17 protein-coding genes and 1 riboswitch are annotated in these 21,907 nt (G+C 42.5%); of the genes, 12 read left to right on the top strand and 5 right to left on the bottom strand.

The annotated features are described in order from the left end of the window. Positions 1-14: 14 nt before the first annotated feature. Positions 15-929, bottom strand: a complete 915-nt coding sequence (locus tag MHH86_RS30470) for a phosphatidate cytidylyltransferase (protein ID WP_036682294.1) — start codon at positions 927-929, stop codon at positions 15-17. Positions 930-1,024: 95 nt separating this feature from the next. Between MHH86_RS30470 and MHH86_RS30465 the strand changes: the two genes are divergently transcribed. Further along, positions 1,025-1,585, top strand: a complete 561-nt coding sequence (locus tag MHH86_RS30465; RefSeq protein ID WP_036682293.1) for a hypothetical protein — start codon at positions 1,025-1,027, stop codon at positions 1,583-1,585. Further along, the gene (locus tag MHH86_RS30460; RefSeq protein ID WP_076140608.1) at positions 1,582-2,337 is read left to right on the top strand and encodes a class I SAM-dependent methyltransferase; all 756 of its coding nucleotides are present in this window, start codon (positions 1,582-1,584) and stop codon (positions 2,335-2,337) included. The genes MHH86_RS30465 and MHH86_RS30460 overlap by 4 nt, the downstream gene beginning before the upstream one ends. A gap of 59 nt (positions 2,338-2,396) precedes the next feature. Here MHH86_RS30460 and MHH86_RS30455 read toward each other — a convergent pair whose 3' ends face one another. Together MHH86_RS30455 and MHH86_RS30450 are read right to left on the bottom strand one after the other, a co-directional pair. Next, positions 2,397-3,671 carry a HAMP domain-containing sensor histidine kinase gene (locus MHH86_RS30455; protein WP_036682290.1) on the bottom strand — a complete coding sequence of 425 codons (1,275 nt, stop codon included), beginning with the start codon at positions 3,669-3,671 and terminating at the stop codon, positions 2,397-2,399. Continuing rightward, positions 3,671-4,348 carry a response regulator transcription factor gene (locus MHH86_RS30450; protein WP_036682288.1) on the bottom strand — a complete coding sequence of 226 codons (678 nt, stop codon included), beginning with the start codon at positions 4,346-4,348 and terminating at the stop codon, positions 3,671-3,673. The genes MHH86_RS30455 and MHH86_RS30450 overlap by 1 nt, the downstream gene beginning before the upstream one ends. 260 nt (positions 4,349-4,608) lie before the next feature. Here MHH86_RS30450 and MHH86_RS30445 point away from each other — a divergent pair, with 260 nt between their 5' ends. The 3 genes from MHH86_RS30445 to MHH86_RS30435 are packed head-to-tail and all read left to right on the top strand — an operon-like array spanning position 4,609 to position 8,118. Beyond that, entirely contained in the window at positions 4,609-5,352 is a 744-nt protein-coding gene (locus MHH86_RS30445) for a polyphosphate polymerase domain-containing protein (protein WP_036682286.1), read from the top strand. Further along, entirely contained in the window at positions 5,345-6,025 is a 681-nt protein-coding gene (locus MHH86_RS30440) for a DUF4956 domain-containing protein (protein WP_036682284.1), read from the top strand. The genes MHH86_RS30445 and MHH86_RS30440 overlap by 8 nt, the downstream gene beginning before the upstream one ends. A gap of 23 nt (positions 6,026-6,048) precedes the next feature. Then, positions 6,049-8,118, top strand: a complete 2,070-nt coding sequence (locus MHH86_RS30435) for a carbohydrate-binding domain-containing protein (RefSeq protein ID WP_038573842.1) — start codon at positions 6,049-6,051, stop codon at positions 8,116-8,118. Between the two features lie 68 nt (positions 8,119-8,186). Here MHH86_RS30435 and MHH86_RS30430 read toward each other — a convergent pair whose 3' ends face one another. After that, the gene (locus MHH86_RS30430) at positions 8,187-8,819 is read right to left on the bottom strand and encodes a TetR/AcrR family transcriptional regulator (protein ID WP_235219469.1); all 633 of its coding nucleotides are present in this window, start codon (positions 8,817-8,819) and stop codon (positions 8,187-8,189) included. Positions 8,820-9,022: 203 nt separating this feature from the next. Between MHH86_RS30430 and MHH86_RS30425 the strand changes: the two genes are divergently transcribed. From MHH86_RS30425 to MHH86_RS30415, 3 genes are all read left to right on the top strand, one after another. Next, positions 9,023-9,784: an SDR family oxidoreductase gene (locus MHH86_RS30425; RefSeq protein WP_036682280.1), complete on the top strand. Its 762-nt coding sequence runs from the start codon at positions 9,023-9,025 to the stop codon at positions 9,782-9,784. A gap of 427 nt (positions 9,785-10,211) precedes the next feature. Continuing rightward, on the top strand, positions 10,212-11,006 hold the full coding sequence (locus tag MHH86_RS30420; protein WP_036682278.1) for an alpha/beta hydrolase: 795 nt from the start codon (positions 10,212-10,214) through the stop codon (positions 11,004-11,006). A 38-nt stretch (positions 11,007-11,044) separates the two neighbouring features. Beyond that, complete coding sequence (locus MHH86_RS30415; protein WP_036682276.1) at positions 11,045-12,034, top strand: sensor domain-containing diguanylate cyclase; 990 nt, start codon at positions 11,045-11,047, stop codon at positions 12,032-12,034. A 15-nt stretch (positions 12,035-12,049) separates the two neighbouring features. Here the strand turns inward: MHH86_RS30415 and MHH86_RS30410 are convergent, their stop codons facing one another. Continuing rightward, the gene (locus MHH86_RS30410; protein ID WP_076222392.1) at positions 12,050-12,901 is read right to left on the bottom strand and encodes a leucine-rich repeat domain-containing protein; all 852 of its coding nucleotides are present in this window, start codon (positions 12,899-12,901) and stop codon (positions 12,050-12,052) included. Between the two features lie 135 nt (positions 12,902-13,036). On the opposite strand from MHH86_RS30410, the gene MHH86_RS30405 reads away from it, so the two are divergent. The 4 genes from MHH86_RS30405 (at position 13,037) to MHH86_RS30390 (ending at position 21,758) form a co-directional block, all read left to right on the top strand. Continuing rightward, on the top strand, positions 13,037-13,720 hold the full coding sequence (locus MHH86_RS30405; RefSeq protein WP_076140610.1) for a Crp/Fnr family transcriptional regulator: 684 nt from the start codon (positions 13,037-13,039) through the stop codon (positions 13,718-13,720). Between the two features lie 55 nt (positions 13,721-13,775). Further along, entirely contained in the window at positions 13,776-14,759 is a 984-nt protein-coding gene (locus MHH86_RS30400; RefSeq protein ID WP_036682271.1) for an EAL domain-containing protein, read from the top strand. 116 nt (positions 14,760-14,875) lie between these two features. Next, complete coding sequence (locus MHH86_RS30395; RefSeq protein ID WP_036682474.1) at positions 14,876-15,442, top strand: hypothetical protein; 567 nt, start codon at positions 14,876-14,878, stop codon at positions 15,440-15,442. Positions 15,443-15,599: 157 nt separating this feature from the next. Continuing rightward, positions 15,600-15,686: riboswitch (cyclic di-GMP riboswitch) on the top strand. A gap of 258 nt (positions 15,687-15,944) precedes the next feature. Next, positions 15,945-21,758 carry an NPCBM/NEW2 domain-containing protein gene (locus MHH86_RS30390; RefSeq protein WP_076222391.1) on the top strand — a complete coding sequence of 1,938 codons (5,814 nt, stop codon included), beginning with the start codon at positions 15,945-15,947 and terminating at the stop codon, positions 21,756-21,758. Positions 21,759-21,907: the final 149 nt, after the last annotated feature.

Raw genomic sequence — 21,907 nt, 5'->3', positions numbered from 1 at the left:
CACAATCAGATAATTTACATGAAGTCGAAAAAATAACGAATGACATGAAAAAAGACCGGTGAAGTGTAGGTCAAGCTATCGATCCGGCTTAAATGGCTTTGCTTCAAAGCCACGAATTTATCGCCATCGCCGATTAGCAGATCCCGCTTTAACACGGAAACCGTTAAACTGCCAAAGAAGCCGCTCAAGCTGACCAACATGCCTGACAGTAACCCGAAGATTGGGTTGAGCGGCGTCAGGTAGGGATAGATTAGATAGGAAACTCCTGTCGTGATGACAAATGCGAAAGCGAAACCCTCCCAAGTCAAATACGGATTGGCGGTGGGAACTATTTTACGCTTCCCTACATAAAGTGATGCCAGATAGTGGACCACATCATTGAGCTGCGTTAGCACTACTAGAAAAAGTACAAGCCCGGCTCCATACTCCGGTGTAGCAAATTGAAAGTAGGCCAAGTGACTAAGCCCGAATACCATCAGCATTAGCCCCCATTGCGTGGAGCTGACACTACGCATAAAACCAACCGTGCCTTTATTAATCATTCTGGGCAGTGGTAGGAGCAAGAATACATAAACTGGGATGAAGACAATAAACATTCCGTACCACTCGATATAAATCCAGTAGAACTGTAACGGAATGGATAAGTACGCCCACAGAAATAGCCTGCGGTCGGATTTTCGTGATTTCATCATGGAGAAATACTCCTTCAGTGCAAAGAAGCAGAGCACCATGAGAGAAAGAAGAGAGACGACGGGATTAAATAGGGTAGCTAGGCAAAAGATAAAAAGCATTCCCCACCACGTCTTGATGCGAAAGCCAATGCCCGTATAATCTTTATTTGGCTGTAGCTTCCCTATAACTACATACATCAAGTGAATGGCCGATAGGGCCGCAAAGATAAGAATTATAGTTAATAAAGAGCGGTCGATAACTGATCACCAACTTGTCCTAGAGTAGATTCCATTAATGGGTTCATATGTTATTATGAAGGAAACGTTCAAACTTGATAAGGGGAAAATTGTAAATGGCAGCAGATCCATCGGTCTTTATATTACTGACGAATACCGGGACGCTTTTTACGAAGCTCATTCAAGGCTATACAAAAGCACCCTATAATCATGCCTCGATCTCCTTTAATCGAGAGCTTTCCGAGCTGTATAGCTTTGGCAGGAAGCATCCGAGCAACCCCCTGAATGGAGGGTTTGTGAAGGAGGATATTAAGACAGGTACGTTCAGCAAATATCCAAATACAACATGTGTCCTATATGAACTTCAAGTTACAGCCCGCGAAGTGGAGAAAATGGAGCGGGTCTTGCAAGTCTTTATCCGAAGCCGTCAAAAGTATCTCTATAATATTCTCGGCGTAATTGGCATTGCCCTGAAGGAGCCTGTCGAATTCAGCAACTCTTATTTTTGTTCGCAATTTGTAGCGGAAATTCTAGAGCGGTCGGGTATTAAGTTATGGAATAAGCTGCCTGCACTCGTTACTCCGGATGATTTTCGCCAAAGTGATCGGCTGAGATTGGTTTACCAAGGTAAATTAAGTGAATATGAACCTGAGCGCCTAGGAGGAGACGAAGGATGAATAGCAAAGAAATATTTTCTAATCGGGTAGATTCGTATGTGAAATATCGGCCGAGCTATCCTGGAGAAGCCATTAATTATTTGTACAATACTATTGGGCTCCAACCCAATTGTGATATTGCTGATATTGGTGCAGGAACAGGAATATTCTCAGCATTACTTCTGGAGCGCGGGAGTTGTGTGACTGCCGTTGAACCCAATCCGGAAATGCGTAGAGCTGCGGAAGAGAAGTTCGCAAAGGATAACCATTTCTCTGTATCGCCGGGGTCTGCTGAACATACAGAATTATCTGACCAGTCGATGGACTTTATCGTATGCGCCCAAGCGTTTCACTGGTTTGACAGGGACGCAACGCAATTGGAATTCAAGCGGATTCTAAAACCTGGCGGAAAAGTGGTTCTGATATGGAATTCCCGACTCACTTACGGTACCCCATTTCTGGAGGAATATGAGCAGCTGCTGCAGACCTTCGGGACGAACTACACTCAAGTTAATCATAAGAACATTACCCCTGAGATCCTTAGTTCCTTTTTCAAAAAAGGACAGATGCAAGTAGCGCATTTTAGCAATCAGCAGGTGTTTGATTTGGAGGGCTTAAGCGGGCGGCTTCGATCGTCTTCCTACACTCCGGTCCCCGGAGATCCAAGCTATGAGAATATGATGACTGAGCTGCGGAATATATTTGAACGAAATAACCAGAGTGGGCAAGTGTTTTTTGATTATAAGACCGAAATTTATTGGGGCGAAGTGTAAAATAAATAAAAAGACTCAAACCTTAGTGATAACAGGGTTTGAGTCTTTTTTATTTGTAGTTATGAAAGATGTACGTAAAACGTGGTGGACTCGCCGACGAAACTTTTGGCATAAATTTTTCCTTTATGCTGTTCAACAATGGATTTGGCAATCGCCAGTCCTAGGCCATATCCCCCTTGTTTACGCGCCCGGGAGGCATTTGTACGGTAGAATCGGTCAAAGATGCTCGCTAAGTGCTCCGGTGCAATGCCCTCCCCCGTATTAGTGACTGCTAACACCATGTCATTATGCTGTTTTTTAAGGGATAAGGTGACTGAGCCTTTAGGGTTCGAATATTTTACAGCATTGTCCAAGAGGATCATAATCACTTGTTTGATCTGTTCACTATTGCCTAGCACTGTCAGATCAGGCTCGATGTCATATTCAAGGGAGATATGCTTCTCAAAGATTACAGCTTCCATCGTTAAAATGATATTTTCAACCACGTCGCTCAGATTGAATTTCGAATAAATCATTCTCGATCTGGAATCGTCCATCTCGGTCAGGTACAGCAGATCATTGGTCAGGCTGGTCATTCTCTCTGTTTCCGATTTGATATAGTGCAGCCACTTGGACTGATTGTGAATGGTGTCATCACTGTTGGACAGGAGAACATCCGCATTGGTGTTAATAATGGTCAACGGCGTCTTTAACTCATGGGAAGCATCCGCAATAAATTGTTTCTGTTTCTCAAAAGCCTCCTTTACCGGCGCAATTGAACGATTAGCAAAAAAGCGGCTAGCGAAGTACAAGATAATCAGCATCACCGAACCAACTACAGAGAAGGTATAGATTAAATTGGTGAGGATTTTTTGCTCTGCAGTGATGTCCAGAAATACAAGCATCGCCCCATCACTCGTATGCTGGATGTTGAAGATCCATTTGCTGCTATCCAAGGTGAACCTTCCGGTATCTTTACCGGCACTTAGCGCTTCTTGCAGAGCCGTATTATAAAATTCATCGTCCATAGTAAATTTGGAATCTTTCCCTATGAGGTTCGACGCTGTATCTATCTTCAGCATAAATGAGACTGACCGTTCAGGAGGTGGAGTCCCGTTATCCATACGTTTATTATCAGCATGGGGTAACTGGGAACTTCCCTTAGTTGAGCCCATTCGTCCTGTATCACCACCGGGAGACTTGTAGTTTTCCATGATTCTGTGAAGATCCATCTGAATATTGTTTTGGACATCTTGGTACGTAATTACATAAATCGAGATGAAGGCCACCAGCATGATCACCGAGATAGTGACTAAGTTAACAATAAGAAACCGATTTCTGAGCTTCGTGAACATTAGGTCGTCACCTCTAATACATACCCTACGTTTCTGATCGTACTAATACGTACGGTCGAATTTAAGAAGGTCAGTTTTTTTCTCAAAAAAGAAATATACACCTCTACATTATTGTGCTCAGCATCAGAATCGAAGCCCCACAGCTTCTCAATAATTTGTTCTTTGGAGGTTACGGCTTGTTTCCTCAAGATAAGAAGCTCCAATAGTTCACATTCCTTTAGATTGAGCTTGATCTCTTTGCCACCCACGGTAAGCTTCAGATTGGATGTATTCAGTTCAATATCCCCGAACTTTAAAGCATCATCCGGTATCACCTCGCCTTTACGTCTTAGTACAGCCCTTATTCTTGCCAATAAGATCTCTGAGGAAAAAGGTTTGGCGATATAATCGTCAGCCCCATAGTCCAGCCCAGTGACCATATCTGTAATCTCACCCTTTGCAGTAAGCAGGATAACGGGAGTGGGTATCCCCTTTTTTCGCAGCATCTTGAGGACGCTAACCCCATCCATCTCAGGCAGCATAATGTCGAGCAGCAGCAAATCATAGATTCCACTCAGTGCATAATCCAGACCCGACCTGCCGTCATGGACTGCATCCACCGAATAATTATGTTTTTTTAATATTTGAGTTAAGGCTTCAGCGAGATGAAGCTCGTCTTCTACTATTAATATTCTCATGGTTTTGCCATCCCCTACATAGAACCAGTATTTGTTATTGAGGTCATTATATCAGTATTACCTTTATTGAACCTTAATGAAGAGAGACAACAGCGGCCGGAAGTCCAACATACACCGCAGTTACGATGTACACCTGTGTTAAGGGAATGTAAAAGATAATCAATAATTTGTAAAACCATTTAAGATTCATTAAAGGTTTGGGATCTAAGATACATTCATAAGCACACGAGACAACGATAAACAGAAAGGATTGATCACATATGGCGATTGAGGTATTCAACCGTTATGAGAACAAATATTTGTTGGACAACGAAGCCTACTATAAATTTTATAACCAATTGCTTGAATACATGGAACTGGACGATTTCAACAAGCAACATGAGTTTTACTCCATAACCAACTTATATTATGACACGGAGCACAACACCCTGATTCGTAACAGTCTTGCGAAGCCCAAGTACAAAGAGAAGCTTCGTTTAAGAGCTTACGGTGTTCCAAATCAAGATACGAAGGTGTATCTGGAAATCAAGAAGAAGGTATTTGGTCTTGTTAATAAAAGAAGAACGTCGCTTAAATTAAACGAGGCTTATGATTTTGTCGCCACCGGTATGGAACCGGAATTCAAGGATTACATGAATAAACAGGTGATTGAAGAGATCAAATATTTTCTGACACGCTATGATTTGCAGCCCAAGGTGTATCTGTCTTATGACCGAAAAGCGTTGTTCTGTAAAAACAATCGCGATCTAAGAATTACATTCGATACAAATATTCGCAGCCGCCGGTACGATCTGAAGATGGAGCAGGGTGTTCATGGCGAACCCTTGCTGGAGCCGGGGCAGTGGCTTATGGAAGTAAAGGCTGAGAACACGATTCCGGTCTGGCTGGCCAGAATGCTCTCAGAGCATCAAATGTACCGTACAAGCTTCTCTAAGTACGGCAACGAATATAAAAAAATGCTGAAGAACAGTAAAACAGAACGGGAGAGTGCCCTCTATGCTTGATTCATTATTTACCGTAGCAACTAGTACAGAGTTAACGTTTACCAACGCACTGCTAACTATTTTTATAGCTATTGTTCTTGGCGGAATCATTAGCTACACCTATATGAAGACGAATGCCAGCGGCTATTCGCAAAGCTTCACACTGACGATGGTACTGCTGCCCGTAATTGTGGCAATCATCATTTTGCTTATCGGCAGTAATGTTGCCAGAGCTTTCAGTCTTGCCGGGGCGTTCTCCATCATTCGCTTTAGAAGTGCGCCGGGCGATCCGAAGGATATCACATTTGTTTTGTTCACCATGGCTTCTGGACTTGCCTGCGGAGTGGGTTCCTTTGGATATGCAGTTTTGTTCACCCTTATCCTATGTGCCCTTATGTTTATCCTTAACCGGACTAACTTTGGCGTAAGAACAACGTCGCAAAAAACATTAAAGGTAACCATCCCGGAGAGTCTGGGATATGAGGAAGCCTTCGCTGAAGTATTCAATAAATATAATGTTGGGTACGAGCTTAAAAAGATTAGAACAACTGAGCTTGGCAGTTTATATGAGCTGGTCTACGCTGTAACGCTGGGTGAGGCTGTGAACCAGAAGGAATTTTTGGATGCGATTCGTACCCGGAACGGTAATTTAGACCTCTCGCTGACCATGACTCCAACTGTTAATGACTATTAAGATAACGAAAGGATGGATGAAAAATGGATAAATATATAACCGGAAGTAAAGTAGGAATCTTGCTATTGTGTGCATTACTTATGTCGGCTTGCAGCACCAATTCCACAACAACACAGTCTGAAGCGGCGGGTACAGCAGCAGCCTCGGGAACAACGATAACTCAGAACGGGGCTGCCACGGGAGTACAACTGGCAAGCGCCAAATTGTCCGATCTGGTGACGTTCGATGAAGAGGATTCTAATACAACTTGGACGGCTGACCAATCGACGGAAATTGCTTTGGCTGGAACAAGTGCGCTTGTTGACGGCACCGGGGCCGAGTCTAAGGATGGCTCAGTGACAATTACTGCAGCAGGAACTTATGTGCTGTCTGGTAAGCTGAGTGATGGACAGATTGTAGTTAATAATCAGGATGAAGGTAGTGTGCACTTGGTACTGAACGGTGTGAACATCACGAACAGCGATAGTGCTGCAATTGATATTAAAGAAGCGGGCAAAGTAATCATTACCTTGGAAGACGGGACGGAGAACTCCGTATCTGATGGAGCAACTTACGTGTATGCCGATGAAACTACAGATGAACCAAGTGCGGCTATCTTCAGTAAAGCGGATTTAACGATTAATGGTACCGGGAAGCTGTCTGTTTCCGCTAACTATAATGACGGAATTACGAGCAAGGACGATCTGAAAATTATGGGTGGCACTATTGAAATTAAGGCTGCCGATGACGGGATTGTAGGTAAAGATCTTGTCGCTGTACAAGACGGAAATATCAGCATAACGGCAGAAGGCGATGGTATGAAATCAACCAACGATACTGAGACGGACAAAGGCTTCATAGCAATAGCAGCAGGAACATTTGATATTACGGCTGGTAATGATGGAATTCAAGCTGAGACTTCACTTGTAATAGATGGCGGAACATACACCTTAGTTACGGGTGGGGGCAACGAGAAGGGTGAAGTGAAAACAGGTGATCAAGGGCAAGGTATGGGCATGAGAGGTGGCCGAGGTCAGGGAACAGGGGATCAAGCACCAGGAACAACAGGAACCTCAATACCTGAAACAAAACCAGAGACGATGCCAGAAACAAAACCGGAGGTACCAACAACGGAAGCACCAACAACGACAACAACGGCAACAACTACAGAATCGGAAACACCAAGTACTAAAGGATTGAAGGCTGGAGGAGATATTAGCTTAAACAACGGAACCTTTACCATCGATTCTGCTGATGATGCAGTGCACAGCAACAGTAACATTGCTATAGCTGATGGAGAATTCAACATCAAAACTGGCGACGATGGAATCCATGCGGATGCCTTGGTGGCGATATCTGGTGGCAAAATTGATATTACGAAGAGCTACGAAGGGATTGAAGGAGCAAACATCGAGATTTCCGGTGGCGAGGCTCATGTGGTTGCTTCTGATGATGGAGTGAATGTAGCAGGAGGTAACGATGAGGCGACTGTAGGCGGCGGCCCTCAGGAGCAGGATCAATTCAGCGATTCTGCTAGCAATATGCTAACGATTAGTGGAGGAACACTAACGGTGGATGCTTCAGGTGACGGGCTGGATTCGAACGGCTCCATCACAATGTCGGGTGGCACGGTTATTGTCAATGGACCTACCAATAGCGGTAACGGTGCACTTGATTTCGACGGTAGCTTTGAACAGAGTGGAGGAATTTTGGTGGCTGCGGGAAGTTCGGGCATGGCACAAGCACCGTCTGACACCTCTAGCCAACATGCAGTGAGCATGACTTTCCCTCAGACCCAGGAGGCTGGAACCTTGGTTCATCTAGAGGACAGCGAAGGCAACACAATCCTGACCTTTGCTCCTTCGAAGAGCTATCAAACGGTGGTGATTAGTTCACCGGATCTGAAGGACGGAGGTTCTTACACCCTCTACTCGGGAGGTACCTCGACTGGTAGTGAAGCGAACGGACTGTATACGGATGGTGAATACACAGGAGGAACAAAAGTAGTAGCGTTCGAAATTACCAGCAGCGTAACTTGGCTAAATGAATCAGGAGTAACAACCGCAAACACTAATCAAGGTCCAGGTGGCGGTGGTGGAAACAGAAGACCTTAGTTTATAAATTGCATATCAAAAGCCACTCCAGCATTATTTTGGAGTGGCTTTTGATAGTTTGAGGTAAATCAGTCGCCGTTAACAGGGATGGAATTCTGTTTAATCGGTTGATTTGAAGTATTGATGATCACATTATGTGAATTAAAAGACAGAATCTCAATCAGCTGCTCTGCCATATGGTTAGCTGTATATTTAAATCCGCCTTTTACCCATTCTATGATTAATCCAAATAGAGCATAGGCGGTATAACTGGAAAACAATTCGATATTAACATTGGTATTAGTGTTATTAACTGCGACTAAGTCCCGCTTGGTGAGCTCCTTTAAGAGGTCGCAAATCCTATTTTGGAACCCTGGCAGAACATTGGAATTTATAATGATGGTATAAAAATTAGAGTAAGAGACCACATGTTCAAAAATCTTGATGCTCGAGGTGGTCAGCTCACTAACTATAAATTTATCGGTATGAAGATAGGGTTCTTTATAAGCCTTAATTAAATCCTCCAACACATCATCAATTAGCTCATTCAGAAGTTCTTCTTTGGTTTGATAATGTTTATAGAAGGTTCCGCGGTTTAAATCGGCAAGGGTAACGATATCGGTTATCGTAATGGTGCGGAAATTCTTTTTTTCCATGATTAATATCAATGCGTTTTTAAGCTCTTTACGCGATTTGCTAGTTCTCCGATTATTTTTAAGCAACAGAAGACCACCTAACTGTCTATTTTCTAATCCTATTTGAACAGAATCCTGCATTATATATATTTATGAACATTTGGTGTCCCATTTGTATATTGATAGTTAAATTTTAGAGGATTAAACTTGAGTAGTATAAATTTTAAGCGTTAAAGAGATTTTATATATTGATATTTACATTATAGATAAACGTAAAGGAGACTTCCAACATGAAACTTCAAGACAGAGTTGCAGTGGTTACCGGGGCGGCATCAGGTATGGGGAAATCTATCGCAGAGTTGTACGCTAAAGAAGGGGCGAAAGTGATTGTAGCCGATCTTAATCTCGAAGGTGCAGAACAAGTAGCTGCAGGGATCAACAGTAATGGTGGAGTAGCTAAGGCACTGAAAGTAAATGTTGCCCTAGTTGAAGATATCGATAGCATGATTGATACCGCAGTAAAAGAATACGGAACACTAGATATTCTTGTTAATAACGCCGGTATTATGGATGGGTTTGAGCCAGTTGGCGACATTAGCGACGAGAAATGGGATCTTATCTTTGATATCAATACCAAAAGTGTAATGCGGTCCACTCGTAAAGCAATGCCTATTTTTCTGGAAAAAGGAAAAGGGGTTATCGTTAATACCGCTTCTACAGGTGGCGTAAGTGGTGCCCATGCGGGAGCAACTTATACTGCCTCTAAACATGCTGTAGTAGGCTTGACGAAAAATACAGCTTTTATGTATGCCAACAAAGGGATTCGTTGTAATGCTATCGCACCGGGAGCTACTGCCACAAACATCAGTGCTTCAATGAAAAATATAAATGAATTCGGCGTGAGCCGTACACAATTAACACAGGCTGTGATCCCTCGTGTAGGTACACCTGAAGAAATCGCACAAGTTGCGTTATTCCTGGCTTCGGATGATTCCAGTTTTGTGAACGGAGCTATCATCGCTGCTGATGCGGGTTGGACTTCTGCATTCTAAATGTTGGTTGTCTACCTCTGCCTCAACAATTTATCCACGGAGTCTTAGGGACCCAGATGACGTTATTCGCAAATTTTCAGTCTTTTGAGAAGGGATTCGGACTCCAGAGACGCTATTTCATATAAATCGGCCCATATTTGGTGTTTTCGCGCCAATAGCTGCAGTGGAGTCCGATAGCAATTCAAATATGGAATAATGGCGCATTTAAGGTCTGCTGGGTCCGCCAACCAATTTTTTCGGGCAAAATGTTATCGGATTAAACGAAGGAGTGCCCCAGCACGCTACCATTATGCCAAATGATGACCCAAACGGGATGTTACATAAAACTCCGCTAGAGATTAATCTAGCGGAGTTTTTTATACGCTTGATATTTCCAGGGGAACCCTGCAAAATAGAGAGAATGCTAACTATAGAGGAGTTATATGAAATGAACGATGTTATGGTGCGGAATCATGTAAAAGTCATTGGAGCAGGAGAAAAAACTATCCTTTTTGCGCATGGATTTGGGTGTGATCAAAGCATGTGGCAGTTTATTACGCCATCATTTGAGAAAAAGTATCGAATCGTTCTATTTGATTATGTAGGCTCAGGCCATTCAGATTTAAGCGCATATACATCGGATAAATATCATACTCTCCATGGTTATGTACAGGATGTACTAGATGTCATCGAAACATTTGAACTCAAGGATATTATTTTTATAGGCCATTCTATTAGCTCTATGATCGGTTTGCTTGCTTCAATCGAGCGGCCGGATTATTTTGATAAAATGATTATGATCGGACCTTCCCCACGTTATTTAAATGAGGGAGATGCTTATTTCGGGGGCTTTGAAAAAAGTGATATTACTGAGCTTCTGGATATGATGGAGATGAATTTCGCGGGCTGGGCTAGCTTTATGGCTCCACTTGCGATGAATAACCCTGACCCAATGTTGACTAAACAGCTGGAACGAAGTTTTATTTCGGCCGACCCTATTATCGCTAGAGAATTTGCGGAAGTTACATTTTTTTCGGATCATAGAGAAGATCTGCCTAAAGCGACAGTGCCTACACTCATATTGCAATGCTCGGATGATAGTATCGTTCCTATAGAAGTAGGAGAATATTTACATAGACACTTGAATAATAGTACGTTCCGGTTAATGGAGGCCAAGGGCCATTATCCGCATATTAGCCATCCACAGGAGACCATTACTTTGATTAATGAGTATCTTAGGTGAGATGGAGAAGATTATGGTGTTGAAAGGATATTTAGACAATGGATGACCGGTTAAAATATGCGCCGTGCGGATATGTTTCCATTACCCATGAAGGAATGATCCTCAATGTGAATCAAACCTTTTTGGATGGGATGGGATATCAGCAGGTTGATTTGGTAAATAAACATTTTGAATCTATCATGTCTACGGCGAACAAGCTTATTTTTCATTCATACTTCTATCCTTTTATCAATCTGAATGGACATGTAGAAGAGCTATTTATCAATTTGAAGGACAGCAAGGGACAAGCCGTCCCTTACTTGTTAAATGGTAGACGCCTCGAGTGTGAAGGTGTAGAGGTCATTGATTGTATTCTCGTACAGATGGGCAAACGTATTGATTATGAGCTAGAGTTACGATCTGCGAAGAAGCAAATAGAAGAGGCCTATTGGGAAAAAGATCAGGCACTGGCAAAGCTCAAACAAATCCACCTTGAAATCGAGCAAAAGCAAGCTGAATTGCTGGAGATGAATGCCGTTTTAGTAGAGCTATCTACTACAGACAAGCTTACTGGATTAAAGAATAGAAGGTTCCTGCAAGAAAAGCTGGAAGAGCAGATTGCAGCGTATCACCGTGATCAGGCGCCTTTTTCATTATGTATTTTAGATATTGATCACTTTAAAAATGTGAATGATACCTACGGTCATCAGATGGGTGATTATGTCCTGGAGAAATTGGCGAGTATCCTGAAATCCCAATCTCGTAAAGAAGATATCGTAGCTAGGTATGGTGGTGAGGAGTTTATCCTTCTGCTGCCTAATATAGATTCATCGGATGCCAAGGCTATAGCGGACAATTTGCGGCAATTCATTGCCAGCTCCACTTGGGAGATTGGCAGGGTTACGGTAAGCGTCGGCATAGCTACTTTTGAAGCAACCGATACAGACATCACTCTTCTGGAAAAAGCTGACCATGCGCTTTACGCTTCGAAAGAACAGGGGAGAAATCGCGTTACGCATATTATGGATTTGAGTGAAAAGCTTCTTTAATCGGAGGCTTTTTTGTTATTTATAAACGATACATCCTCTTTGCTCTAATTGCTCTAATAATTCTGTTCTTCTTAAGCTGTGATTCCATCTTAAATCCAGTTTCTCTAATCGTCCAAGTTGTAGAATCGAATCCGGGATTTCTTGCAGATGATTATCTCTTAAATCAAGCTCAACAAGGCTGCTTAATTGACCTATTTCCTCAGGAAGCTGATTAAGTTTATTTTTTCTAAGGTTCAGTCTTCTTAACTTGCTTAAATTACCGATAGATGAAGGCAGCTTAGTGATTCGATTATCACTTAAATCAAGTATCCGAAGTTCTTCTATAGCACCCAAATGTTCTGGTAACATGACCAGTTGATTACCATAGAGATGGATCTCTCTTAGCCCTTTTATTTGTGTGATCGAATCAGGTAAACATTCTAGCTGATTATAATAAAGCCGCAATTCAATCAGACTGCTCATTTCGCCTATACGGGCAGGCAATTGCTTGAGATGATTATCTGTTACGTTCAGATACTTAAGTTTCTGGAGAATACAGAGCTGCTCCGGCAGCTGTTCGAACTGATTATTGCTTAGGTATAGAAAAGAATCCAACCCCTGCAATCCGCCAATGCTCTCCGGCAACACCTTCAGCCGATTATGGCCTAAATCCAGCATTCTTAGGTGAACTAAGCGACCGATGTTCTCGGATAACTGTTCGATTTCATTGCCCGCATAATTAAGTACCTCTAATTCGTCATGAAGGAAGAGCTGATCGGGAATCTCTTTAATATGATTGTTGTACATGCTCAGTTCTAGTAGCGGATTGCTCTCAAACACGACATCTGGCGTTTCAATAAGTCCTTTTCCGTCAAAATTATATTTCATGAATGGATCTCCTTTGTAATTTGTATTGGCATCAAGCCTATGTGACAACGTTACGATAGAATATAACAGGATGATGATTTATTATCAGTATGTTGGCATACAAAACTATGGAATCTGTTAGAAAGGAATAATGAGATGGAAGCTTCTTTTTGGACTGGCACTCGCTTTTTTCAAGGTTTACCCTCGGAGAAGATCGAGGCGGTCTCAGGATTATTCACTTATAAGGCATATTCTAAGGGGACCCTGGTGTTTGCAGAATCAGATCCGGGGGATTATGCCTACATTATCTATTCGGGGATTATAAGGGTGTACGCTACCACGAAAGGGAAAGAGCATACCGTAGATCTTTTTGGAAAAGGCGATTTCTTTGGCGATCTGGAAGTGATCCATCCCTCCAATATAAGAGTGCTGTCTGCGGTGGCTATGAATGATACTGTATTATTTGAGATTAAACATGAGCTTTTTAAGCAGATGCTTGCCGATTACCCGTTGATTAAGGAGCAATTGATGCTGCTGCAAATGGACCGTTTATTTTTATCGAATCGGTTATTACATGAAATGAAATTTCATGATGCGAGAGCGCGTGCGATATTTACGCTGAGAAGACTATACCAAAGATTTGGAGTAGAGGAGCAAGGCAAACAGAGGATTGATCTTCGATTGACCCATCAGCAGTTCGCGGATATGATCGGAACGTTAAGGGAGACGGCTACCCTTGTGCTTAAAGATCTGCAAGAGCAAAAGATTATTGAGATTCAACATCAGCAGATCACCGTGTTAGACGCGACATATTTACTGGAGTATACGGATTTCGATTGAGAAGAGCCGTTCCGGGATCTTTTTCAGAGAATCGATTATTAAAGGGGTTATGAATATGGCTTGTAATCATTGTGTAGTAAGAGAGCTGAATTTTCAAATCAAGCCTCATGGTGAGCTTAATCTTAGGGTTTTACCTAAGGTTATTCATCACTTGAGTAGAAGTAATACGATACATAAGGTAGAAGAAAATGTGATTACGATTAAGGAAGCTGAAGCGCGAGATCTTCTAGATTTCTGTAACGATCATATGGAGTCCGGGAAAATTGAATTTCGTATAGATGACCAAGCATGGAGACCTCTATCCGAGATGTCTACTGTAATGGATATGAAGTGGATTGATGAGGTTATCACTAAGGGTCTTGTTACTTGTTACTTCCAACCGATTGTGAACGTAAGGGAAGAGATTTTTGCATACGAGCTTTTATCGAGATTTAAAAAAGAAGATGGATCCCTTATCTATCCTAATGAGATCTTTGCGGCAGCACGGAATCGTGGGCGTTTATATGCTTTAGACCGGTTATGTAGAATGACTGCCGTAAAATATGCTGCGCCCTTAAATAAAAAAACGTTTATTAATTTTATCCCTACATCAATTTACGCTCCAGAGTTCTGCTTAAGATCAACGGTTGAATTGGCTAATCAATTAGGTGTCGATCCCTCTCTTTTTGTCTTTGAAGTTGTTGAAACGGAGAAAGTGGATGATCTCGCTCATTTGAAAGCTATTTTGACATATTACAAGGACCGGGGATTTGAATACGCTTTAGATGATGTTGGGGAAGGCTTCAGCACAATCGAGATGTTATTGGAGCTTAAACCTCATTACATGAAGTTAGATATGAAATATGTTCAAGGCGTGTCCAGTGATCCGAACAAACAGAAAATAGCTAAACAATTTTTAGAAAAGGCTTTAGAAATCCAATCTGTTCCTTTAGCAGAAGGTGTGGAGTTTAGAGAGGACTTTGAATGGCTTAAGCAGAGTGGTTATCAGTTGTTTCAGGGATATTTATTTGGAAAGCCTGATCCTATTCCCAAACAGTAATCCTAATGAGTATATATCGGTCCAGAGGATGAGATGAATTTCAGGTCAGAGTCTGAGTACAGCCAACCCCCGGGGTTGTATAATTTAGGTAATTTGAAAAGGGGGACGGGATGGATATGAAATGGCATCAATTTGTAACGCGCTGGGCGGATTCTAGGGGCTTTGATGGACGAGAAATTGATTATCAATGGCCTTCTCCCTCATTTCCGGTCATCAGTATTCGTAGTAATTTAGGGCGATACTCAGGTCAAAAGTATGGTCATGGAAGTAAACCCCGTGTAAAGACAGCTGTTGGTTTAATCGCTATTGGAGATGTAGCTGTCGGATTGATTTCCATAGGTGCGATAAGCGTGGGCGTACTTTCCTTAGGAGCAATATCACTGGGAATGTGGTTAGCGATTGGAGCAATAGCACTTAGCTGGCTTGGCTTCGCAGTGGGAGCGATTGCGATTGCAGGAGTGGCTGTAGGAGCGATCGCAATCGCGGAAAAAGCGTTGGGGGCCATCGCCATAGGGGATACGGCGTTTGGTGCGATAGCGATAGGCAGGATCGCTGGGGGTGCCATAGCTATCGGACAATGGGCATATGGTGTAATCGCAGTTGGCGAACATGGTTTCGGATTAATTCCCATCACGGGCGATGTGTGGAATTGGTTCCGGCGTTTGTTCGGATCGGGGAGTTAATTAGACCTCCAGTCCTAAAGGATCCCATTCTCTTCCGGGATAGTCGATAAATAATATCTATCACATGAGAAAAACTAATTGCAATTACCTATACTCATTTCATACCAATTAATCATGCGATCAGATCTAGGCTTATGTTACTCTTTGAATGTATTCGAAACTTCATAGGCAAACCTATGGAAATGTAGGGACGCAAAGCTATAGGGACTAAGGTTATCATAACTATTGTCAGCCAGCTGCCAAAGAGTGTGTAACGCTTTTTGTTAAAATATAAGAAAGTATAAGTTATACACCTATACTTAATATCTTATATTTCTCGCTTAAACGCTTACCGTCCTTATAAGGACGCCGAAGGCGTTTATGCTTGTTAAGGTTTAATAAAAATTAAGTCTTAATTTTTAGGCGACTTTATACGCAATCAAGCTACTCTTTTGGGGTAGTTTTTTTTGTGCCCATTTTTGGGCACTGGAGAGATTCATATGACATCTGGGGGTAAGAAGAGATGAAGAAAATGATTGCGATCGCTACATCGGCGGCCATGTTGGCCAGTTTTTCGAGTGAGGCAGGTTATGCTTTAGCAAGTGAGGCAAGCAAGGTAAATGTAACAAAAACAGTGGCGCAAAGTAAGGTTAACTTATTAAGCAACGCCTCGGTTATTCCGTTTGAGCTGTACGGCAAGGATGCTCTAAATGCCTATAATGAGGTTTTTAGAATGAATCCAGCAAATATTAAATCCATCACAAATAACGGTGGCAACTACTCAGGCTCGCCTATAGCTAAGGCTATGGATGGGGATATGAGCACGCATTGGGAGACTGGCAAACCGAATAGTTCAACGTTTACGAATGAGGTTGTGTTTGTTTTCAATGAGTCCACTGAATTAAATAGAATGGTATACGCGGCTAGGCAATCCGGTGCGAAAGGTAAAGGTTTTGCTCAAGAATTTGATATCTACGGCTCCACTACCGATGCGGGTGATTTTACGCTCGTGTCTTCTGGAGAATATACAGGCTCAACCGGTGATGTAGTGGAGATTCAGTTCGCACCTACGGCTTTTAAGAGACTTAAATTTGTCTTCAAAAAAGCGAACCAAGATTGGGCGAGTGCGGCTGAGTTTTCTTTTTATAAAGAGGATAGTGTCTCTGCTAAAATGAAAAAATTATTTACAGATGATACCTTGAGCCAAGTTAGTGCTGCCTTTAATACGACAGAGAAATTAACAGCTTTAGAGAATGAAGTGCAGGCACATCCACTGTATGCGCAGTTTAAAGAAGAGATAGAGAATGCAAAGATCCTTTTGAAGAACCATCAGGTAGAGGCAACGGCAGCCAAGGTTTCGAAGCTAAAAGGGTATGGAACAGCCTATGAAAATGCCTATAGCCAAGCTTATAGAATGCCGAATGCAAACGTATCAAAAGTAACGGTGAACGGTGGAAGCTACCCAGGTACGAAGCCTGAATATATGCTGGATGACCAGCCCACTACGCATTGGGAAACGAACAAAAACAATGATGCAAGCTTCACGAATGAAGTCGTGTTTGAACTAGCGCAAGCGGAAGTGCTGGACAGAGTGGCTTTTTTGGCTAGAGATAACCGCAAAGGATTCCCAGAGGCTTTTGAAATCTATGCATCAGAGACGAGTAAAGGAGAGACCTTCCAACTTGTATCTAGCGGAACCGCGATTAGTACCAATGACTTTCTGGAATTTAAATTCGAACCGACGAAGTTTAAAAGATTAAAATTTAAGTTCACAAAGGCTAATATCAACAGACCTTTTGCGGCTGAATTTAGATTTTATACAGAAGATAAAGTAAGCGAAGCTGTAAATGGTATTTTCACAGATGGAACGATGAGTGCGGTTGTGCCTGCTTATAATAGCGTCGAAGCAATCAACGAATTAGAAGAAGCGGCAAAAGTACATCCGCTCTATCCAATCCTGAAAGATTCTTTGGATTTAGCTAAGAGGCTAGTGAATGGTGAAGTTGAAACCGAAGGCACCATCATTGAGGCGGAACAACGTGGAGATATGAAAAAGCATGCGCAGGAAAACCTGAGAATTGGTTTTGGTACGAACAACCAGCCTACAGGTCTCGTTGCAATGCCTGGAGATACGATCAACGTTTATGTGGATGCAGCTTCTAACGATAAGCTACCTTCTTTAGTCTTTTCTCAACAAGAGGCCGCTTGGAATGTTTGGGCTAGAGGTGTGCAATTGCGTCCAGGTAAGAACATTATAACCGTTCCTGAATTTGCTATGAATAGTTATTATGCACATGAAGTGACTAAGGGCGGCACCGTTTATATCGTAAATCCCTATACAGCAGAGGAACAAGGGAAAGCGCCATTGATCCGCTTCGAAGGTTTAGAAAAGATTCCTTTTATGACCAAGACCACGGATCCAGAACAATTCAAAACCTTCTTAATCACATACAAACAAAGACTAGACGAAGATAAAGCGGCTCATCCAAATGTTCAAGATCGTAAACTCATAGATGTGGTAGAACTGGCCAGCGATCATGTTATTTTCACAGGAACGGCGACGGAGGCGTACAACAAATATATTACGCAAGGAAATAACCCGCTGGACACCGTAACTGGGTATGACACCTGGATGAAGAGTATTTTTGCCTTCTATGGCCTGGATGGCAGTAGCGAGATTCATGATGCCAAGCTAATTCGTGAGAATATTCGCTTGATGCAGCCTTATGGTGCGATGTATGCAGCGGGAGATCATACAGGGATCCAACTTGGAACAGTAGGAACCATGTTAGGTGATTTTAACAAAGCTTATCCGGGCTGGGGACTGAATCACGAAATCGGGCATCGCTTGGCTATGGGTGAACGGGAATATGGCGAAGTAACTAATAATATGGTGTCTATGTTTATGTCTGTCGCGGCGAATTCGATAGATAATCGTATACCGTATGAATCAGATATCTATAAATATGTCCTCGAAGAAAACAAAGTGGTTATGAATCAGCAGGGCTTATTTGCACAACTCGGAGCCTATTGGCAGCTGGAGCTGGCACATCCGGGATACTGGACAGAGCTGACCAAGCTATATCGGGAGCGGAAGGTCATCCTTACCAACGGTGACAATTCTAAGCAGCAGTATTTGGTGGAGTTCTCCTCCGAAGTACTGGGATTAGATTTAAGCAGCTATTTTGCCAGACATGGCTTCACTGTGAATCCTGAGACAAAAGCGAAAGTAGCCAAGTATCCGGCACCGCAAAAGTTATGGTATTTAAATAACTCGGTGATTAATTATGAGGGAACTGGAATAGCGGATAAAAATCTGGCCATTAAGGTTAATATCACACCTAACACCACGGCTAGAACGAACACGTTAAGTTTCAGTATAGATAAAGAGCTTAAGCAAGACTTTTTAGGATATGAAGTGTATAGAAATGATGTGTTAGTTGGTTTTACAGGAACTGAGCAATTTGTGGATCAGAATGTAGATGCGAGTATCAACTATACGTACAAGATCGTCGGTTATGATAAAAAGCTGAACCCACTGAAGCCCGTACAGGTTAAAGCCTTTAAGCCAGCCTTGTCTGTTGAAGATCAGCTCACTTTAAAGCTTAATCAAACCTTTGATCCGATGAGCTATGTAAAAGCGGCTAACTATCTAGGAAACGATATTACTGCAGATGTCTCTCTGAAAGCCAATAACGTTGATGTAACGCAAAAAGGCAACTACGAAATTGTATATGAAGTGAAAAGCGAAGGGGTTACGGAAACGAAAACCACACAGGTTACGGTAACGAGCGACTACGCCTATATTTCCGATCTCAATGCCAAGTCAGTCGTTGTAGGCTGGGGTGAATTAAAGAAAGATAAAGCCGTTTCCGGGGGAATCATAACCCTTGTTCGCCAAGGGTTGGCTGCGACGTACGCGAAAGGGATTGGTGTTCATGCCAACTCTGAGGTAGTTTACGATATTGAAGGTAAGGGTTACGACTTCTTTGAAAGCTACATTGGGATTGATCAAGCCATGAAAGGGAAACCTTCCTCGGCTACTTTTGCAGTGTATGTGGATGGAGAACAGAAATTTGAGAGTGATGTTTTCCGGGCAGGAACAGAACATCAATTTGTGAAAATCCCTGTGACTGGCGCAAGAGAGGTGAAGCTGGTTACAACAGATGCTAAGGATGGCAATGCTTCAGACCATACGGTATGGGCCGATGCGAAGTTCTCGAATAATTCAAGCAAACCTATCATTACAGTGCCGGAAGAGACAACCTTCGTTAAGCTGAACAGCGAATTTGATGTGTTGAGCGATGTTACGGCTTTTGATACGGAAGATGGTAACTTAATTGGAGCCGTTGATGTAAACCCAAATGGGTTCACATCAAGCAAAACAGGGACTTACAACGTCGAGTTTTCAGTCACAGACTCAGATGGGAACTCCGCTGTGCAGGCCAGAAAGATTGTTGTATACAGCGCTAGTAAATACCTGAGTGATATAGATTGGCAATCAGCAAAAACGGATTATAATGTGGTTCGAAAAGATAAGGCTAGCTCTAACAATCCGATTAAGCTGCTGGTAAATGGTGAGGTCAAAGAGTTCGCTAAGGGCTTAGGAACCCATGCCAGCTCTGAAATCGTGTATAATCTGGCGGGTGCAAACTATGAATATTTTGAAACGTATGTAGGGGTTGATAGAAATATCCCTGAGCAGAGCAACTCCAGTGTAATTTTCAAAATCTTTGCCGATGGGGCAGAGGTTTATAACAGCGGACTGATGAAATTTGTTACAGAAGCCAAGCTTGCGCGGATACCTGTTAAGGGTGTAAGTGAATTGAAACTGGTGTTAGATAATGCAGGTAACGGAAATGCTTCAGATCATGGTGATTTTGCTGATGCTAAGTTTATGATCTTGAACAACACACCAGAGTTTACCATACCTAAATCTGTCTCAACCAAAGTGGGCCAAGCAATTGATATCAATGAAAGCTATTCGGCAATGGATTCGGAAGACGGTGACTTGACGGCTCAAGTGAAGGTCACAGGCCTAGAGCAGGTTAATTTCAACCGGGCTGGAAAGTATCCAATCACTTACACAGTAACAGATAGTGATGGAAATACGACCACGAAGATTAGAACGATAGCCGTAGTAGACATGACGGACTTTACGTACCTGACGGATTACGACTGGAATTCTACTCAGAACAGCTATACTGCACCTTTGAAGGATAAATCTATTAGTGTCAATACGCTGAGATTAACAGATGAGAACAATCAGGTAGTGTCCTATGAAAGAGGAATTGGAGCGCACTCTAACTCGACGATTGTATACGATCTAAGCGACAAAAACGTGGACTATTTCACTTCCTATGTAGGTGTAGATAGACAAATGTACGGTTCTGTTGGTTCGGTGAGCTTTGAGGTGTTTGTCGATGGAGAGAAGAAATTCGATAGTGGGGTCATGGGTTCGAGAGATCCGCAGAAATTCATCGAATTGGATATTAATGAAGCAAAAGAACTGAAATTAGTCGTCACAGACGGGGGAAATGGCAACGGATCTGACCATGCTACATGGGGTGGAGCCAAACTACATTTCGCGAATGGAGATCACTTATTCACTAGAGATCTTGAACAGGCGATTGCAGCGGCTAAAGCAATTTCTCTAGAAGGCTTCACACCTGAGAGCATCGCGGCATTTACGTCCAGCCTCTCGATAGCAGAGACAGTGTTGGTTAACTCTTCTGTTACGCAAAGTGAAGTAGACGAAGCTGTAGCAGCGTTGCAACAAGCAACCGAAGGTTTGGTCCAAATAGATCTTACGCAAGTGATTACTGTGGCGGACCCGTATTTAAGTGCTTCGATCAAGACTACATTGGGCGTAACTGGAGAACTAACGCTAGGGGATATGTATAGCCTTACAACGTTAACCAGCGAAACCAGAAGAGTCAGATCCTTGGAAGGTTTGCAGTACGCAAAGAGCCTAGAGACACTTGATATTACTGGAAATGAAATTACAGATTTCTCCCCATTACAAGGGTTAACTAAACTAACGAGCTTATTGGCCGACCCACAAGTGGTAGAGGTAGGAGAATTTAAGGGACCTGTGGTTGAAGTAGCTAATCTGGTGAAAGGGCTCGATGGCAGCAAAGTGATCCCTAATTCCGCTGGGGTAAGAAACACTAGAACATCTAAAGAAATTGTGTTTGATATGAAGGAATGGGCTGCTAATCCGGATGTGTTCACTATTGACCTATCGAACGAGGAGAAAGGAACTTACATGCTGGGGTTAACTTACCAAGTCGCAGGTAATCTCGTGCAAATCATTTCTTTTATTGATAATAATTAAATTCCCAAGAAAGCAGGCGGATTGTGGTCTCTATAACCATGGTTCGCCAGTTTTTAAATGAGGGGTTTTTATGTAAAAATATCCATTTTGTCATATGACAAAAGAAATGACAACGCTCACTATAAGCGGTGTAGTCTTTTAACTATACT

Origin of the sequence: Paenibacillus sp. FSL F4-0097 (assembly GCF_038593125.1) — a bacterium.
In the GTDB taxonomy this organism is placed as follows: domain Bacteria; phylum Bacillota; class Bacilli; order Paenibacillales; family Paenibacillaceae; genus Paenibacillus_AQ; species Paenibacillus_AQ odorifer.
Note: the sequence above shows the minus strand (reverse complement) of the source record. Positions and strands in the feature narration are given on the sequence as shown.

Coding starts and splice junctions, on each gene's coding strand:
- MHH86_RS30465 (WP_036682293.1), top strand. CDS start 1,025: ATGGCAGCAGATCCATCGGTCTTTATATTACTGACGAATACCGGGACG.
- MHH86_RS30460 (WP_076140608.1), top strand. CDS start 1,582: ATGAATAGCAAAGAAATATTTTCTAATCGGGTAGATTCGTATGTGAAA.
- MHH86_RS30455 (WP_036682290.1), bottom strand. CDS start 3,671: ATGTTCACGAAGCTCAGAAATCGGTTTCTTATTGTTAACTTAGTCACT.
- MHH86_RS30450 (WP_036682288.1), bottom strand. CDS start 4,348: ATGAGAATATTAATAGTAGAAGACGAGCTTCATCTCGCTGAAGCCTTA.
- MHH86_RS30445 (WP_036682286.1), top strand. CDS start 4,609: ATGGCGATTGAGGTATTCAACCGTTATGAGAACAAATATTTGTTGGAC.
- MHH86_RS30440 (WP_036682284.1), top strand. CDS start 5,345: ATGCTTGATTCATTATTTACCGTAGCAACTAGTACAGAGTTAACGTTT.
- MHH86_RS30435 (WP_038573842.1), top strand. CDS start 6,049: ATGGATAAATATATAACCGGAAGTAAAGTAGGAATCTTGCTATTGTGT.
- MHH86_RS30425 (WP_036682280.1), top strand. CDS start 9,023: ATGAAACTTCAAGACAGAGTTGCAGTGGTTACCGGGGCGGCATCAGGT.
- MHH86_RS30420 (WP_036682278.1), top strand. CDS start 10,212: ATGAACGATGTTATGGTGCGGAATCATGTAAAAGTCATTGGAGCAGGA.
- MHH86_RS30415 (WP_036682276.1), top strand. CDS start 11,045: ATGGATGACCGGTTAAAATATGCGCCGTGCGGATATGTTTCCATTACC.
- MHH86_RS30410 (WP_076222392.1), bottom strand. CDS start 12,901: ATGAAATATAATTTTGACGGAAAAGGACTTATTGAAACGCCAGATGTC.
- MHH86_RS30405 (WP_076140610.1), top strand. CDS start 13,037: ATGGAAGCTTCTTTTTGGACTGGCACTCGCTTTTTTCAAGGTTTACCC.
- MHH86_RS30400 (WP_036682271.1), top strand. CDS start 13,776: ATGGCTTGTAATCATTGTGTAGTAAGAGAGCTGAATTTTCAAATCAAG.
- MHH86_RS30395 (WP_036682474.1), top strand. CDS start 14,876: ATGAAATGGCATCAATTTGTAACGCGCTGGGCGGATTCTAGGGGCTTT.
- MHH86_RS30390 (WP_076222391.1), top strand. CDS start 15,945: ATGAAGAAAATGATTGCGATCGCTACATCGGCGGCCATGTTGGCCAGT.